The sequence below is a fragment of the Cellulosilyticum ruminicola JCM 14822 genome, assembly GCF_001311925.1.
Lineage (GTDB): Bacteria > Bacillota > Clostridia > Lachnospirales > Cellulosilyticaceae > Cellulosilyticum > Cellulosilyticum ruminicola.
The window spans coordinates 19,425-37,404 of the sequence record NZ_BBCG01000021.1 but is presented as its reverse complement, the minus strand read 5'-3'; the positions used below and the strand labels follow the sequence as shown (position 1 = coordinate 37,404).

Sequence of the window (17,980 nt, the reverse complement as noted above, 5' to 3'; positions counted from 1 at the left end):
TTAGAATAGGTGGTTTGTCTTAAACGTTTTTTATGCAAAGCCAACCTTCCTAATCCTATAAATTAAGTTAGAAAACGTCTCGTAAGTATGTAGTGTGATTCTTTTTAGTGTATAAAACTGATATAAATCTACAAGCAGTAATGTGTAAAATCTTTGGATGCTTACGCATCTCCCTTGATTCTTAAGCATGGTTTAATCTATACCATCATAAAGTGGCATTGTAAGTAATGCTCCTAGAAGTTTCCCATAAAGAATTGCTTCTACATATTTAGTTTTATCTACATGTATTTTATCTAGGGAAAGGGTGCTTTTTAGAACCTTAAAAAAGTACTTCTATTTGTCATCTTATACGATAAAGCTCTGTAATAATAGATGTATTAAGGATTTCTTTGCTGATGTTAGTAATCTAAGAATTATAGCAAAACATTTGTGTCATGGGTAACCCCTGAGGTAATTTCAAAGTCAGTAATAGAATGATGAACCGCACTATAAAGTGTTTGTATTTTTAAAGCTGATTTTGCATTGCGATCACCCATACCAGTATAATCATCTGTAACTTGATTTGGTAATGAAATAGTTGTTGCATCTAAAAGTCCTAAAGACACTGCTTTTGCAACTTTTTCTATAAAAGATAGTATAAAAAGTTTAAAAAATCTAGATACTAATCTTGCGATATGCATGGGAAATCTCCTAATCTGAGTACTATTAGACTATAGAGTTTTCCCATTTTTATTGAATTTATTACTGGAAAATTTTATTTATAAGTTAACGCTTATGAAACTTAATTTTAAAAAGACATTAATAGCAAAAGAATAAGAACAGTATGAGTGTTATTATGATATATACTAGGAAAAACGAGAAATAAATAGGAAATAAGCTTTTGTATAGTATATAATCTGTCGGAAAATTTTTAAATATAATTACCATATATTTACAAAATTAATTACACTTCCTCTGTATAATAAGAATAATATAAGGGGGAGATATAGTGTGATAAGTACAAAAGAAGAAAAAGTATCATTATTAGAAGTCCTAAAACAAATAAAATGGACAAGCATAATATTATGTATAGGTGTTTTTCTTATTAGTCATGTAGTTGTATTTAATGAGTTTTATACTTTAGTCATTTGCTATATTGGTGCATTATTTTTTGACAAAAATCTAAGACGCTGGGGGGTAGCTATAGGGCTATTAGGACTTATATTATTAGGGCTTGATCAAACTGTTACTGTAAAGTATATTTTGATGATTATACTTTTGGGAAGTATCAGAGGATGTATGGGAATTGGAAAGGCAGAGTTTAATAGGCAAAATCAAAGTATTATTACGGGGTTTTGTATATTTATTATTAATTTAATCGCCGTCATAATTGTTGGACCAACTGTATATAATGTTTTGCTAGCGGCAATAGAAGGAGCTGCGGGTATAGGAATCGTAGTGATTTTGAGCTATAGTACAGAGATTATTTATACAGGAAGATGTAGCAAACTCACAGATAAAGAGAGCATTAGTATGATTTTCTTAATAGCGTGTTTATTAGGTGGGACAGTAGACTTCTATGTACAAGCTCCTATGATTGGTCGCATTTTCTTTAGAGATGTTATGATCTTTGTCATTATGATTGCAGCAACTTACCTAGGGAGTATTCATACGGGAACTACGCTTACATTAGTGCTTAGCATTTTACTTGTATGTATAGGATATATTTCACCTGAATTTGTGGTTATTTATGCCATTGGTGCTTTTGTTGGAAGTTTATTTTCTGTACTTGGGCGATTAGGTGTTACTATTGCCATGGGATTAGGTTTGTTTTTAGGATTTAGTCTGTTTAATAATGGACAAGTAGATTTAAGTATTATGGGTGCCTATTTAAGTGCAGGTGTAATAAGTTTAATTATTCCTAGGAAATATTTTGGACTCGCAGAGTGGTTTAGTAATGTAGAAAGTAATAAAGATGAGCAATATTTTTATAGACTACAAGATGCAATGATTGCTCAAGTAGATGATTACGCAAAGGCTTTTAGTAACTTGAGTAAGTCTTTTGATAAGATTGTAGATAAGAAACTTGTATTAGATGAAAATGATATTAAGTATATTATTGAATCTACAGGAGAAAAGATGTGTATAGATTGTGCCATGCGTAATTTCTGTTGGAAAGATTATTTACAAGCAACTTATAAAAATGGTTATGAGATGATTAATCTAATAGAAAAGAAGGGAACATTGACTTTAGCAGATATACCAGAGCGTTTTGCTAAAGCATGTATTAATCCAGAAAACTTTGCTTTTACATTAAGTTTTAATTTGGAAATATTTAAACGTAATATGATTTGGAAAAATCGTTTAGTAGAAATGCGTAATCTAATTGGCAGTCAATTTGAGGCAGTGTCAAGTAGCTTGCAGAAACTATCAAATACAGTGAAAAATGATATGAATTTTAATAGAGAAGCAGAAAAATGCATTAAAGAGCATTTACATAGTAAAGGAATCAGTGTACAAGATGCTATTGTATTAGAAAATAAAGGACATATTAGGTGCATTCATCTTTTTATAGATTACCGTGTAGATAAGGATCTAAAAGAAAGACTTATAAAGTTTATAAGTGAGACTTTAGAGGAAAAGGTTGAAATAGAGAAATTCGAATATGCACAGCCTAAAGGCTATTGCTACTTTAAAATACGCCTTCAAAAGCAATTTGCCATTATAGCTAGTGCGATTATGAGACCGAAAGAAGAGGTTTCTGGAGATGTATTCAGTTATAGACAAATAGTAGATGGCAAATATTTATTAGCTTTGGCTGATGGAATGGGCAGTGGTGTAGAAGCACAAGCAGAAAGCACGGCAACTATGGAACTTTTTGAAGACCTTATGGCTTCAGGATTTGAAAGACCATTAGCTGTTCAAATGATTAACTCAATGCTAGTTTTGAAATCTGATATAGAAAGTTTTTCGACTATGGATGTAACCGTAGTTGATGAGTATACAGGTGTAGCAGAATTCCTTAAGATGGGAGCCGCTTCTAGTTTTATTTTAAGAGGTAATGAAGTGATTACTATTCGTTCAGATTCATTACCACTTGGTATATTGGAGCATATTGATGTGGAAGTGTATAACAAGCAACTTCAAGATGGTGATATTATCATTATGGTAACAGATGGTATGCTAGAAAGTAAAAATGATTTTGTGGGTAAAGAAGATACCTTTAAGCAGTTTATACTTGAAATGGAAAGTCACAATCCAGAATATATGGCTAAGAATCTGATGCAAAGATGTGTAGACCTCTTGGGTGGAGGAGATCAGGATGATATGACTATTCTAGTTGCAAGGGTATGGAAACAGGAAAAATGTTTAAAGTTCTAAGATATATAGAAGTTAGGTGAACATAATAAATATTTAATAGATGAAAAAACGTTAAGACTCTAATTTTCCCTTGATAGATATACAATTAAGCTCTTAAATTTAACATATAGAGGATATTTGAGGAAAATGAAAAGGTTAAAATAGCTAAACTGAATTAAAAAATGATAATTTTGTTAAAAAAAGTCAAATTCAATTAATTAAAGGGAAGCGGTAAATAGTTCGTACCTCGAAAACTAGTAGTTTTTTGAGACAATGATATAGAACTTTAATAAACTTAGATCCATTCAAGCCACACATCCTGTTTATGTTTTGTGGCAAGCGAGCTGATCGCATTAAGTGTTTATTATGAGAGGAAGATGGCTTTTTACTTCTTTACAAACGTTTAGAGGCTGGACGTTTTCAATGGCCTAGAACGGAAAATGATGTATTAAGTATTACGCCCGAGTAATTTCAATGGCTTAGCAAGGATTGGCTATTGAACAGAAAAAATAATTCCAAAGGTTATACCTACAAGATCATTATAAGTTTTGTGCAATATAGAGAAATTTATAGATGAACAGCTTACACAGATTTTTGGTAAAGATAACTGGAAAGAACTTCCCAAAGAAGTATACAAGTGCCTTACCTTCCATCCAGCTGTTTTTGAGGTTGAAGAACATCATGTATCTGTTTATGCTGGAAAAGATAATGAAACGATTGTACGTGCTGATCGTCCTGCAGATCTTTTACGTAATAGTATTGTGACATCATCATTAGCAGCTGCAATCATGAATGCAAAGTATGTAAACGCCATTCCGATTTATCGTTTAGAGCAACAGTTTAAACGCGCAGAAGTCAATATCTCTAGGCAGTGTTTGTTAATAAAGATGGACGTTCTGCAGGAGCCAAAAGCTATATGTGGGTCTATCGTATAGGAAAAATGTATGATGCAGCACTTCAACAGATCAGTGCCATCTATAAGATTGAAGAAGAACTTAAAGACCTTTCTCTTGAGGAAAGAGTGAACAGGCGTTAGCTCAGTGTCAAGCCACTAGTAGATGCTTTCTTTGCATGTGTAAAAGCTAATCAACATAAAGTACCTGAGAAATCTGCAACAGGAAAAGGATTTACTTACTGTATCAATCAGGAGCAATATCTCAGAGCCTTTTTAGAGAATGGAAATGTTCCGGTAGATAATAATGCTGCTGAACAATCTATACGAAGCTTCTGTATAGGCAAGGCTAACTGGCATTTAATCGATACGATCAATGGTACAAAAGCTAGTGCAATCATCTATAGTATTGAGGAAACAGCTAAAGCGAATCAGTTGAAAGCATACCACTACTTTGAACACTTACTGATTGAGCTGTCAAAACATCAAGATGACACAAATTTAGATTTTATAGATGAATTATTGCCATGGTCAAAAACACTACCAAAAGAATGTCTAAAAACAGAACAATAACAAATGTGCCATCCAAGACGGGTGGCATTTTTAATATCCAGTACTTATGATTTACCGTTTACGAAATGGTTATTTATAATCCGGATATTAAAATAAGAGATATGGGTTGTGAAGAGCAAAGAAATTCTATTGGATTTGATGATGATTTAGAATTTGATTTTTAATGCAGCATAACAGGAAATATATATAGGCTGTAGTAAAGTTAAAGTGTCCTAACTTTACTGTGGCCTTTATATATTTTGAGAGTCTATAAAATTAAATCTGAATATTTCTTGATAAAAGTGGCAATTTTTAAAAGGGTAAGTTATTTTGTTAACAATGAAATCAGTATAATAAGACAATTGATATGATAAGCTATATTTATTAGGCTTAAGAATATTATTCTAAAAGAAGAAATATTGAAATTTGGATTAAGATTGATTTATAGTATAATAGATAGCCAAAAATAAATTATGCATAAGTAATAAAATTAATATTTATTAATGTAGGATAAAATGTTATAAAATATGAGATTGATGAGTAAACATTTACTAATACAAATTTATAGGATAAGTCTATTAAGATATAAAATATGGCTATACTAAAGATGAGCCACTTAAAATGGCTAGGCTATAAAGGAGACAAAAGATGTCTAATAAAAAGATAGAGTATAAACTCCAACAATATATTAAGCAGCATAAGCTTTTACAAACAGGAGATGACATAGTCATAGGCGTATCTGGCGGTGCTGATTCTATGATGCTGTTTCATTATCTATATACTCATAGAGAAGAGTATGGGATTCATATAAAAGTAGCACATGTGAATCATGGGATAAGAGAAGAAGCTGAAGGAGATGCAGCCTATGTAGAAGAAGTGTGCAGAAAGTGGCAAGTTCCATTTTATAGACAAGATTGTAATATTAAAGACTTAGCTAAAAAAAAGCAACTTTCAGAAGAAGAAGCTGGCCGAGAGGAAAGATATAATTTCTTTATATCTTTATTAAATCAAAATGGTAAAATAGCAACAGCACATAATATGAATGATCAAGCTGAAACATTAATTATGCGCTTCATAAGAGGTACAGATATTAAAGGACTAGGTGGTATTTCTCCTAAAAGAGGAGAAATTATAAGGCCGTTATTATGTCTTACAAGAGCCGAAATAGAAGAGTATTGCAGATACTATACATTGTTTTACAAAGATGATCATACTAACTTTCTACCGATTTATACAAGGAATAAAATTAGACTCAAATGCATTCCGTATATTGAGAAAGAAATAAGTCCAGGTGTTATCAAAACATTAGGTCAACATAGCGAGTTGTATAGAGAAGAAGAAAACTTTTTAAGAGAACATACAGAGCTTCTATTTAAGGATTGTAGCAATATAAATAATGATTTTGAGATGAAGAGGATTGAATTAGATGTAGAGAAGCTAAGTGTTTATCATAGTTATATGCAAAAGCGTATTATTTATCTGACACTCTTTAAGTTGACAGGCAAAAGCAAGAACATTACATCTAAGCATATAGATACAGTATTAAAGCTTATAAATGGTCAAAGTGGTAAAGAGGTGCATATGCCATATGAAACAGTGGTAGAAAGAGAATATAATACACTCATATTTAGGAAGATTGAAACATTACCACACACTTATTGTTATCCTCTTAGCCTTGGAAAACATTATATAAAAGAAGCAAATTTGGAAATAGAGTTAAGAATTCTAGCAAATGAAAGAATTCATCAAAAAAGTGAAAACATGTATACTAAATATATTGATTATGGTAAAATGAAAAGTGACTTTTGTATTAGGACTAGACACCCTTATGATTATATAAGACTAGGAAGTGGAAGCAAAAAGCTTAAAAAGTTGTTTACAGATGATAAGATTCCAAAAGCAAAAAGAGACAGTATACCACTTATTGCAACAGGAGATGAAATCGTGTGGGTTGTGGCAGGAAGATTAAACACAGATTATTATATTACTGAAGAAACGACACAAATTTTACAGATTAGAATAACTTACAGGAATTAATAGGAGGAATTATGTTAAACTTAGATACACTTATTTCAGAGGAACAATTACAAGCTCGTATTAAAGAATTAGGAGCTCAAATCTCAAAAGATTATGCAGGTAAAGAAATTATTGTTTTATGTATTCTAAAAGGTGGAGTTATGTTCATGACAGACCTTGTAAAACATATTGATGTACCATTAAAAATGGAGTTTATGGTAGTATCTAGCTATGGAGACGAATACAAAAGCAGTGGGGTTGTGAAAGTATTAAAAGATTTAGATGAACCTATTATTGGTAAAAATGTCTTAATCGTAGAAGATATTATTGATTCAGGTAGAACATTAAGTTGTATTCAAAAAATGCTTCAAGAAAGGGGTGCTGAAAGTATTAAATTATGTACATTACTTGATAAAAAAGAAGAACGCGTTACAGAGGTTCGTGTTGATTATGTTGGTTTTCCAATTGGAAACGAATTTGTAATTGGTTATGGACTTGACTATAAACAATATTATAGAAATCTTCCTTATATTGCTGTAAATAGAGGTTAAATATAAAAGAGGGGAAGAGAAAGGAGGAATTTACGAGTGAAGAAAAAATTTAAAGGCACTTATATATATTTATTATTATTATTAGTGTTGATGATGTTTATTTTCTATAGCACAAGTAGAGATATAAATAGCACAACTAAGACTATGTCTTATAGCGAAATGTTAACAGCTATTGAAAATGGGCAAATAAAAAGCATTGAACAAGTTGTATCAGATGGTGATTTAGGAGAATTTATTGTAGTCGATAAAGAAAATAATAAATCAACTGTTGAAGCACCTCAAAATGCATTTAGTACTTATTATTTAAGCTTATCACCAGAGGTAAGAACACAATTTACATTTGTAACCCGTGCAGTACAAGCAAATATGTGGTTACCAATTTTACAAATCGTACTTATCGTAGGAATGTTTATTTTCATTATGGTATTCTTTGTACAACAAATGCAAGGTGGCGGAGGCGGCGGAGGCCGAATTATGTCATTTGGTAAAAGTCGTGCGAAGATGACAATTGATGATAAAGGAAATGTTACATTTAAAGATGTAGCTGGTTTAGATGAAGAAAAAGAAGAGGTTGCAGAAATTGTAGATTTCCTTAAAAATCAAAACCGTTATGTACAAGTAGGGGCTAAGATTCCAAAAGGGATTCTTTTAGTAGGACCTCCTGGTACAGGTAAAACACTTTTAGCAAAAGCTATTGCAGGTGAAGCAGGTGTACCATTCTTTAGCATTTCAGGTTCAGATTTCGTAGAAATGTTCGTTGGTGTAGGGGCTTCTCGTGTAAGAGATTTATTCGAGCAAGCTAAGAAGAATGCACCTTGTATAGTATTCATTGATGAAATCGATGCTGTAGGACGTAAACGTGGCGCTGGACTTGGCGGTGGACATGATGAAAGAGAACAAACACTTAACCAACTCTTAGTTGAGATGGATGGTTTCGGAGCAAATGGAGGGGTTATCGTTATGGCGGCTACAAACCGTGCTGACGTACTTGACCCTGCGCTTCTTAGACCAGGACGTTTGATAGACAAGTAACAGTAGATAGACCAGATATCACAGGTCGTAAAGCTATTTTAAAAGTACATTCAAAAGGTAAACCACTTAGTGAAGATATTGATATTGATGTTATTGCAAAAACAACATCAGGTTTTACAGGTGCAGATCTTGCAAACCTTATGAATGAATCAGCACTTCTTACCGCGCGTCATAATAAACGTGCAATTGATATGGAAGAAGTACAAAAAGCACTCATTAAAATTACAATGGGTACAGAAAAGAAAAGCCATATTATCACAGATGCTGAAAGAAAACTTACAGCATACCATGAAGTTGGGCATGCGCTTACAAGTGAGTTATTAGATGAGATGGAACCAGTTCATACAATTTCTATTATTCCAGTTGGCCGTGCAGGTGGATACACAATGCAGCTTAATGGAGAAGATAATTTCTATACTAAGAAAAAAATGCTACAACATATCATTGTATTCTTAGGTGGTCGTGCAGCAGAAGAATTAGTATTAGATGATATTACAACAGGTGCTTCTAATGATATTCAACGTGCAACACAACTTGCAAGAGATATGGTTACAACATATGGTATGAGCCGTCTTGGACCTATTAAATATGGTGATGAACATTCAGAACCATTCTTAGGTAGAGATTATAATCATACACGTAACTATGGTGAAGCTTTAGCTACTGAAATTGATACAGTAGTAAGTGAAATCATTGAAGAGTGTTATGAACAGGCTAAAAAACTTTTACAAGATCATATGGATGTACTTCATAAAGCTTCACAAATCTTAATGAAAAAAGAAAAACTTACAGGTCAAGAGTTTAGAAAGATTATGAAGGGTGAAGAAATAGATGAGGAAAATATTGCAGAATTTAATATTTTCGAATCTATAGAGGAGGTAGAAAAAGAAGGTAAAGTTCTTGAATCTAAAGTATCGATAATACTTTTGAAAACTCAGATGAAGTATAGTTAAAATAATAAAAGTCAAAAAGCCGAAAATTATTTTCGGCTTTTTCTTTTATTATAAATTCGTCAAGTAATGTGCTTAATAGATTTAAGTAATTAAATAAGTAAATTTTAAACTATGGGGAGATGCGAGGATGAAGGAAAAGGTTTTAAAATACTTAAAAGAGCAAAAAGAGTATGTATCAGGAGAACAAATTAGTAAAAAATTAGGTGTAACTAGGGCTAGTATTTGGAAAATCATAAATAAACTTAAAGAAGAAGGTTATATGATTGAATCGAGTACTAAGAAAGGATATAAGCTTATGGAAGTACCTAATATTATTACAAAAGAAGAAGTGCAATCTATTATAAAAACTCAGTGTTTAGGAAAAAATATAAACTATTTTAGTGAGATTGATTCTACAAATGAAATTGTTAAGAAGTTAGCTCGCAAGGGAGAGGCAGAAGGCACCATTGTTATTGCGGATAAGCAAACTGCTGGCAAAGGAAGATTAGGAAGAGTATGGGAGTCACCAAGTGGTGTCAATATTTTTATGAGTATTTTACTACGTCCACAAATTAAACCAGACAAAGCTAGTCAAATCACACTTATTGTAGGACTTGCAATGTGTGAAGCAATTAGAGAAGTTACAGGGTTAGATGCTAGAATCAAGTGGCCTAATGATATTGTTGTAAATGGGAAAAAGGTATGTGGCATTTTGACTGAAATGAGTGCAGAAATTGACTGTGTGAATTATGTAGTTGTAGGAATAGGTGTCAATGTAAATCAAATGGAGTTTTCTGAGAATTTACCTCATGCAACTTCTCTAAAAATTGAAGGAGGAAAAGAATATCAAAGAGGGAATATTATTAGTGTGTTCTTTGATAAATTTGAATCATATTATATGGCATATAAAACTGATATTACACTAGAGCCAATTTTACCTGCATATAAAACATATTGTATAACACTTGCTGATAAGGTAAAAATAATAGATAGTATACAAGAGTATATTGCTGAGCCAGTAGATGTATTAGCAGATGGAAGCCTTGTAGTTAAAAATGAGGAAGGCGAAGAAAAACGTATTTTTACAGGTGAAGTATCTGTACGAGGTATTTATGGTTATGTATAAAATATAAGAAAGATGCATAGGAAAAAATTACAAGCAAATAAAGGATGAATATATTATAATAAGTAAGACTGTATAAATATAATTTAGGAAAGACAAGAGGAGAATTTAAAATGGAAAAGCATGTATTAATATCAGTGTCACCATATGTGCACAAATATTATCTAAATGAACAATATAAGGATTTACCAGAAAGTATCGTGGAAACACTTCGTGCAAAGTTAGGAGTAATTGCAGAAAAGACTAACTGCATTATCTCTATTGGATTTTATGATAATGGTGAACTTTTCATTGAAGAAATGCAACAAGATCCAATGTTTTATGATGATATTGGCGCAAGTCTCGAGATTAAAAAGCTTCAACAAGAAGAAGCTGAGACATTTAAATCTATTAAAATGTGGTATATGATTTATCATACACCAAACGGTATGATTATGAGAGATGTACTTTTGCTTCAAAGCGAGAAAAAAATATCATCTGAAATTATTGAAGCAGTAGTCCAAAAACACGGTGAAGAATATCGTCAATTTGTACAAGTTTTATTAGAAGATTAATAAAAATCATGTAGGGAGATATGGTGTAATTAAAGTATAATTGTATACTAGTTTGGAATATTATGATATAATTTATGCTGTTAAAAATAAGCGTTGCATCAAGAGAGGGGCTAATTATAAGTACCTATCTTAATTTGAGCGACAGCTAGGAGGAAAAAATGAATAAGACTAGAAACACAAAAACATTGACTTTATTGGGTGTACTTATAGCCATTCAAGTAGTTCTTACTATGGCTAATATAGGACTTATACCACTTCCGTTTATAAAGGCAACCATTTTACATATTCCTGTTATTATAGGAGCTGTTTTATTAGGTCCTACGGAGGGAATGATTTTAGGATTGTCATTTGGAATCATGTCAATTGTGATGAACACAGTACAACCGGGAGTTACCTCTTTTGTATTTTCACCATTTATAACAGTAGGTGACAATAGTGGTAATCTTACAAGTTTATTCGTGGCTATTGTACCTCGTATACTTATTGGTGTAACAGCTTATTATAGTTATAAGCTTGTTTGCAAATTTGATAAGACTAAGGTGATAGCATACAGTGTAGCTGGTTTAGTGGGGGCTTTAACAAATACGATTTTAGTAATGGGAAGTATATATGTATTATTTGGTAATCAATATGCGGCTGCAAAAGAAATTCCTTTTAGTGCACTATTTGGTGCAATTATGGCAATTGTAGGAACAAATGGCGTACCAGAAGCAATTGGTGCAGCTATTATTGTACCAGCGTTATGTAAGCCACTTAATATGATTTTTAGATTAAATACAGCCCGTGTAAATAAAGGAAGAGCATAGATGAAAAAACATGTTTTAATTGGCGTAACAGGAGGAATTGCGGTCTACAAAATACTAGATGTAGAAAGCAAACTTAGAAAGTTAGGCTATGAAATGAATACAATAATGACGAAAAATGCTTGTGAGTTTGTACAGCCGATGGCATTTCAAACTATTTCAAATAATTATGTTGTAACAGATACTTTTGAAAGACCACATAAATGGGAAGTTGAGCATATTTCTTTAGCGAAAAAAGCAGATATTATGCTGATTGCACCAGCAACAGCTAATGTAATTGGCAAAATTGCTCATGGTATTGCAGATGATATGCTTACAACAACGGTAATGGCTGCTAAATGCCCAGTTGTGATAGCACCAGCTATGAATACAGCTATGTATGAAAATGAGATTGTACAAGAAAATATAGCGTATTTAAAATCAAAAGGATATTTATTTATAGAACCAGTATCGGGAATGTTAGCTTGCGGTGATGTGGGTTCTGGAAAACTTGCATCTCCAGATGAAATAGTAGCATTTGTAGAAAAAACAATAGAAGAATCTTTAGTGAAAGAAGAGATTTCACAAGATTTAAAAGGTAGACATATTCTTGTAACAGCAGGACCAACAGTAGAGGCGATTGATCCATTTAGATATATTACAAACCACTCATCAGGTAAACAAGGTTATGCGATTGCTGAATCTGCTGTTAAAAGAGGAGCAGAAGTAGTTTTAGTTTCAGGACCAGTACAAATTCCAGCACCAGAAGGTGTTAAGGTAGTAACTGTAAAAAGCGCGAGAGATATGTATGAAGTTGTACATGAATATTTTAACTGGTCAGATGCAGTTATAAAAGCTGCTGCAGTTGCAGATTATAGACCTAGGGTAGAAAGCCAGCATAAAGTGAAAAAGACTGGTTTAGATGATATGACATTAGAACTTGTAAGAAATCCAGATATTTTACAAAGTCTTGGTGAAATAAAATCGCATCAAGTACTCGTAGGATTTGCGGCAGAAACGGATAATGTGGTAGAATATGCAATGCAGAAGATTGCAAAGAAGCATTTAGATTTTATAGTTGCAAATAATATTGCACAACAAGGTGCAGGATTTAAGGGCGACACAAATATCGCTACAATTATCGAAGCAAATGGACAGATTACAGAAACAGGGCAAATGTCAAAGCATGCGCTTGGCGATGCTATATTAGATAAAGTAAAATGTTATTTTAAGTAATTGTAAGCAGGTGCAAGGTTAAAAGTAATATTCTTAATCTAGCCCTGCTTTCTTTGAACCTGTTACAATAACATAAGAAGAAATGAAAAGAGGTAGAAAAATGTTATTAGCCATAGATATAGGGAATACTAATATAGTAATAGGGGTTATGAAAGGTTTAGACTTAATTACAAGTTTTAGGCTTACAACACAAACGCCACGTACATCTGATGAATATGGTATTATGATGGTTGAGATGTTAAGAGAGAAAAAAATTCATATAAATGATATTACAGCTGTTATCATGTCTTCTGTAGTACCTGATATTATGTACTCTGTAAATAACAGTATTAAAAAATATCTTCATCATAAACCACTTATTGTAGGACCAGGTGTGAAGACTGGACTTGCAGTTAAGACAGATAACCCAAGAGAAGTAGGAGCAGACCGAATTGTAAACTGTGTAGCTGCCTATGAAATGTATGGTGGACCTTGTATGGCCATTGACTTTGGTACATCTACTACTTATGATATTGTTAATGCCAAAGGTGAGTTCATTGGTGGTCTTATTACACCAGGAATTAGAATTTGTGCAGATGCTTTATGGCAGAGAGCAGCACAGCTTCCACATATGGAAATCAAAAGTACAAAAGGTATTTTAGATTGCAAAAATACAGTGACAAGTATGCAGTCAGGTCTTATATATGGATATATAGGGCAAGTTGAATATATTGTTAATAAAACTAAGGAAGCTATGGGCTGTGATAATCTTAAAGTTATTGCAACAGGTGGACTTGCGAAAGTTATTCAAGATGGCACTGATGTAATTCAAAAATATGATGGTTTATTAACCTTAAAAGGACTTGCGTTAATTTACGAAAAGAATAGATAGGATGATATAAAAATGAAATTTGGCAGTGTAGAAACGGCTAATAACGTCTTTTTAGCCCCTATGGCCGGCATTACAGATTTACCGTTTAGGATAATTTGTAAAGAATTTGGTTGTGGGATGATGACCACTGAAATGGTAAGTGCAAAAGGCTTACTTTATGAAAATGGTAAAACAAATCAATTATTATCAATTGATGAAATAGAGCACCCAATTGGTGCACAACTATTTGGGAGTGATCCTAAAATTTTAAGCGAGATGGCAAAACAAGTAGAACAAAGCGCTGTAGATTTCATTGATATTAATATGGGTTGTCCTGCACCTAAAATTACTAAAAATGGAGAAGGTTCAGCACTACTTAAAAATCCGGAATTAATAGGTGAAATAGTATATGCGGTAGCAAATGCATTAACAAAGCCTTTAACAATTAAAATTAGAAAAGGTTTTGATGATAGCAACATTAATGCAGTACAAGTAGCTAAAATTATTGAGCAGGCAGGTGCAAGCGCCATTGCACTTCATGGTAGAACAAGAGAGCAATTTTATAGTGGAGTTGCTGACTGGGATATCATTAAAGAAGTAAAACAAAATATTAGCATTCCACTTATCGGAAATGGTGATATTAGAAAGCCTGAAGATGCAAAACGTATGATTGATCAAACAGGATGTGATGCAGTACTTATTGCAAGAGGCGCTCAAGGAAATCCTTGGATTTTTAAAAGAACTGTACACTATTTAGAAACAGGTGAGTTATTGCCAGAGCCTACTTTTGAAGAACGTGCAGAAGTTATTTTACGACATGCTAAAATGTTAGTAGAATATAAAGGTGAATATGTGGGTATTCGTGAAATGCGCACACACCTTACATCGTATGTAAAAGGCTTACATGGAGCAACAGATCTTAGACGTTCACTTACATCAGTAGAAACTTATGATGACGTTAAACGTATGTTAGAGTATTGCGATGCAAGACTTAAAGAATTATTATAAAGGATACTAGGATAAAGAATAGGTACAGATAAGTTATTAGTAATACTTACTTGTACTTATAAAAGCTTTGTGTATAGAGATTTAAAATCATGGTAACCTATATACACAGGGCAGATATTATCATATATTATAAAGTAAGTGAAAAACTGCTCTAAAGTTGACAAAACAGAGGTAATTACGGTATAATTGTTGAATTAAAAAATGTACTATTATTACACTAATTATACAAAACGAAAATATAAAATATAGTAGTAGGCTAAGAAAGGGAGTACAGATATGGCTGGCAAAAAAGTATTACTCACATATGAGGGGATTAAAACATTAGAAGGAGAACTTGAGAACTTAAAAACAGTTAGACGTAACGACGTTGCTGAAAAGTTAAAAGAAGCAAGAGCTCAAGGTGACCTTTCTGAAAATGCAGAATACGATGCAGCAAAAGAAGAACAAGCAGAAATTGAAGTTAGAATCGTAGAACTTGAAACAATGCTTAAAAATGCAATCGTTATTGAAAATGAAGAAAAAGTTGAGGTTGTTAAACCTGGTTATAGAGTTAAACTTTATGATTATACTTTTGAAGAAGAAATTGAATATCTTATCGTTGGTTCAACAGAAGCTGACCCAGTAAATGGTAAGATTTCTAATGAATCACCAGTAGGTATGGCATTACTTAACCACAAAGTTGGGGATGAAATTGACGTTGATACTACTGATGGTGTAGATAAATATAAAATCTTAGACATTACAAACTAAGATAGCGTAAAGCACAAAGGAGGAATCAGTTTTGTCTGATCAAAATCAAGTACAAGAAAATGTTAGTGAATTAATCAAAGTAAGATATGATAAACTTGCTACTCTTCAAGAAAAAGGAAAAGACCCTTTCAAACAAACTAAATTTAATGTAACAGCACATAGCGAGACAGCTAAGAAAGTTTTCGAAGCTTTAGAAGCTACTGGTACACTTGAAGAACATGAAATGTCAGAAAGAACTAAGCTTTCTGTAGCAGGTCGTATCATGGCAAAACGTGATATGGGTAAAGCATCTTTCATCACAATCCAAGACCAAGAAGGTCGTATTCAATCTTATGTAAGAAAAGATGAGATTGGTGAAGATGATTATGTTGATTTCAAAAAATATGATATTGGTGATATCGTAGGTATTACAGGTTATATCTTTAGAACTCAAAAAGGTGAAATTTCTGTTCGTGCAAAAGAAGTAACACTTTTATCAAAAAGCTTACAAATCTTACCTGAAAAATATCACGGTCTTAAAGACGTTGAAATGAGATATCGTCAACGTTACGTAGACCTTATTGTAAATCCAGAAGTTAAAGAAACATTCTTAAAACGTAGCGCAATCATTCGTTCAATGAGAAACTACTTAGATAAACAAAACTTCGTAGAAGTAGAAACACCAGTACTTCATGATATTGCTGGTGGTGCAGCTGCTCGTCCATTCGTAACTCATCATAATGCATTAGATATTGATATGTACATGCGTATCGCTCCAGAACTTAAATTAAAACGTCTTATCGTTGGTGGATTCGATAGAGTATACGAAATCGGTAGAGTATTTCGTAACGAAGGAATGTCAATTAGACATAACCCAGAATTCACAATTATGGAATTATACCAAGCATATGCTGATTTCCACGATATGATGGACATCACAGAAGCACTTATCAGAAATGCATCTATGGAAGTTAATGGTACAGGTATCGTTGAATATGATGGTGTAACAATTGATCTTGAAAAACCATTTAAGAGAATTTCAATGGTAGACGCTGTTAAAGAATACACAGGTGTAGACTTCAGAGCTATTGAAACTTTAGAAGAAGCAAGAGCTATTGCTAAAGAGAAAAATGTAGCATTTGAAGAACACCACATGAAAGGTGATATTTTAAACTTATTCTTCGAAGAATTCGTTGAAGAAAAACTTATTCAACCAACATTTATTACAGAACACCCAGTTGAAATTTCTCCACTTGCAAAACGTAAACCATTAGATCCAGATTACACAGAAAGATTCGAGCTTTTCATCGTTGGTCGTGAACATGCAAATGCATTCTCAGAATTAAATGATCCAATCGATCAAAGAAGCCGTTTCAAACGTCAAGAAGAGCTTCGTGAAGCTGGAGATGATGAAGCTTGCTTAATCGATGAAGACTTCTTAACAGCTCTTGAATACGGTTTACCACCAACAGGTGGACTTGGAATTGGTGTAGATAGACTTGTAATGTTACTTACAAATTCAGCATCAATCAGAGACGTATTATTATTCCCAACAATGAAACCAGTAGAGAAATAATATAGGAAGACCCGTAAATACGGGTCTTTTTTTATTTTTTGAAATGAAAATGTGATATAATTATATATATATATATTTGAGATATAAGGAGGAAGAGCTATAAACGTAAAGGAAAGTAAATTAAGACTATCATTCAATTCACCAGTTGTGCTAGGGTTTACAATTTCATGTTTTATTGTATTAATTCTAGATAAGCTTACAAGAGGTGCTTCAACAAATATGTTATTTAGTGTTTATAGAGCACCCTTAGTAAATCCATTAACATATATTCGATTTTTCGGACATGTGGTTGGTCATGCTGGTTGGGAACATTTATTTAGTAACATTATGATGTTGCTTGTAATAGGACCTTTGCTTGAAGAAAAGTATGGTTCGATTAATATTCTTGCTGTTATCTTAGCTACTGCATTTATGACAGGTGTTTGCAGTTTTATTTGTTTTCCACATATACACTTATTAGGAGCAAGTGGTGTTATATTTGCTTTTATATTACTTGCTTCATTTACAAGTGTTAAAGAAGGTAAGATACCGCTTACTTTTATTCTTGTGGCAATAATTTATATAGGACAACAAATATATAAGGGTATTTTTATTCAAGATAACATTTCTAATCTTACACATATTTTAGGTGGTTTAGTTGGTTCAGGGTTTGGTTATTTACTAAATAAAGAAAAATAATAATTGAAAAAGTGTGATGTAGCTTATGTGTATCACACTTTTTGTTGGAGATATATAATGAGAAATAATATATTTATATAATCATGTCCATGCATAAAAAAAAGAAAATTCTGTAATTGTATATATTTAA

15 protein-coding genes and 3 pseudogenes are annotated in these 17,980 nt (G+C 32.5%); 17 read left to right on the top strand and 1 reads right to left on the bottom strand.

Going from position 1 to position 17,980, the window contains the following annotated elements:
- Positions 1-413: 413 nt before the first annotated feature.
- Positions 414-680 (bottom strand): transposase, encoded by a 267-nt coding sequence (locus JCM14822_RS09020; protein ID WP_054741667.1) that lies wholly within the window; start codon positions 678-680, stop codon positions 414-416.
- 310 nt (positions 681-990) lie between these two features.
- Between JCM14822_RS09020 and JCM14822_RS09015 the strand changes: the two genes are divergently transcribed.
- The 17 genes and pseudogenes from JCM14822_RS09015 to JCM14822_RS08950 all read left to right on the top strand — a co-directional run bounded on the left by JCM14822_RS09015 (position 991) and on the right by JCM14822_RS08950 (position 17,850).
- Positions 991-3,360, top strand: coding sequence for a SpoIIE family protein phosphatase (locus JCM14822_RS09015; RefSeq protein WP_054741665.1), 2,370 nt, complete (start codon positions 991-993; stop codon positions 3,358-3,360).
- Positions 3,361-3,721: 361 nt separating this feature from the next.
- A pseudogene (gene tnpB / locus JCM14822_RS24965) lies at positions 3,722-3,808 on the top strand (IS66 family insertion sequence element accessory protein TnpB); the annotation flags it as partial.
- A 79-nt stretch (positions 3,809-3,887) separates the two neighbouring features.
- Positions 3,888-4,274 carry an IS66 family transposase gene (locus JCM14822_RS09010; RefSeq protein ID WP_054741663.1) on the top strand — a complete coding sequence of 129 codons (387 nt, stop codon included), beginning with the start codon at positions 3,888-3,890 and terminating at the stop codon, positions 4,272-4,274.
- 167 nt (positions 4,275-4,441) lie between these two features.
- A pseudogene (locus JCM14822_RS24960) lies at positions 4,442-4,558 on the top strand (IS66 family transposase); the annotation flags it as partial.
- Positions 4,559-4,666: 108 nt separating this feature from the next.
- The gene (locus JCM14822_RS24955) at positions 4,667-4,804 is read left to right on the top strand and encodes a hypothetical protein (RefSeq protein WP_172674801.1); all 138 of its coding nucleotides are present in this window, start codon (positions 4,667-4,669) and stop codon (positions 4,802-4,804) included.
- Between the two features lie 627 nt (positions 4,805-5,431).
- Entirely contained in the window at positions 5,432-6,820 is a 1,389-nt protein-coding gene (gene tilS / locus JCM14822_RS09005) for a tRNA lysidine(34) synthetase TilS (RefSeq protein WP_054741661.1), read from the top strand.
- An 11-nt stretch (positions 6,821-6,831) separates the two neighbouring features.
- Positions 6,832-7,350: a hypoxanthine phosphoribosyltransferase gene (gene hpt, locus JCM14822_RS09000; protein WP_054741659.1), complete on the top strand. Its 519-nt coding sequence runs from the start codon at positions 6,832-6,834 to the stop codon at positions 7,348-7,350.
- Positions 7,351-7,440: 90 nt separating this feature from the next.
- Positions 7,441-9,335: pseudogene (gene ftsH, locus JCM14822_RS24505) on the top strand (ATP-dependent zinc metalloprotease FtsH).
- A gap of 127 nt (positions 9,336-9,462) precedes the next feature.
- Positions 9,463-10,440 carry a biotin--[acetyl-CoA-carboxylase] ligase gene (locus JCM14822_RS08990; RefSeq protein ID WP_054741657.1) on the top strand — a complete coding sequence of 326 codons (978 nt, stop codon included), beginning with the start codon at positions 9,463-9,465 and terminating at the stop codon, positions 10,438-10,440.
- Between the two features lie 110 nt (positions 10,441-10,550).
- Positions 10,551-10,991 (top strand): DUF6145 family protein, encoded by a 441-nt coding sequence (locus JCM14822_RS08985; RefSeq protein ID WP_054741655.1) that lies wholly within the window; start codon positions 10,551-10,553, stop codon positions 10,989-10,991.
- Positions 10,992-11,149: 158 nt separating this feature from the next.
- Positions 11,150-11,797, top strand: a complete 648-nt coding sequence (locus tag JCM14822_RS08980; protein WP_054741653.1) for an ECF transporter S component — start codon at positions 11,150-11,152, stop codon at positions 11,795-11,797.
- Positions 11,798-13,009, top strand: coding sequence for a bifunctional phosphopantothenoylcysteine decarboxylase/phosphopantothenate--cysteine ligase CoaBC (coaBC, locus tag JCM14822_RS08975; protein ID WP_054741651.1), 1,212 nt, complete (start codon positions 11,798-11,800; stop codon positions 13,007-13,009). It begins immediately after the preceding gene.
- Between the two features lie 100 nt (positions 13,010-13,109).
- Positions 13,110-13,880, top strand: coding sequence for a type III pantothenate kinase (locus JCM14822_RS20205; protein ID WP_054741649.1), 771 nt, complete (start codon positions 13,110-13,112; stop codon positions 13,878-13,880).
- Between the two features lie 12 nt (positions 13,881-13,892).
- On the top strand, positions 13,893-14,867 hold the full coding sequence (gene dusB, locus JCM14822_RS20200) for a tRNA dihydrouridine synthase DusB (RefSeq protein WP_054741647.1): 975 nt from the start codon (positions 13,893-13,895) through the stop codon (positions 14,865-14,867).
- Between the two features lie 276 nt (positions 14,868-15,143).
- Positions 15,144-15,617 (top strand): transcription elongation factor GreA, encoded by a 474-nt coding sequence (gene greA / locus JCM14822_RS08960; protein ID WP_054741645.1) that lies wholly within the window; start codon positions 15,144-15,146, stop codon positions 15,615-15,617.
- A gap of 31 nt (positions 15,618-15,648) precedes the next feature.
- On the top strand, positions 15,649-17,172 hold the full coding sequence (gene lysS, locus JCM14822_RS08955) for a lysine--tRNA ligase (RefSeq protein WP_054741643.1): 1,524 nt from the start codon (positions 15,649-15,651) through the stop codon (positions 17,170-17,172).
- Positions 17,173-17,271: 99 nt separating this feature from the next.
- A complete protein-coding gene (locus JCM14822_RS08950) occupies positions 17,272-17,850 on the top strand; it encodes a rhomboid family intramembrane serine protease (RefSeq protein ID WP_054741641.1) in 579 nt (192 codons plus the stop codon).
- The last annotated feature ends 130 nt before the right edge of the window (positions 17,851-17,980 follow it).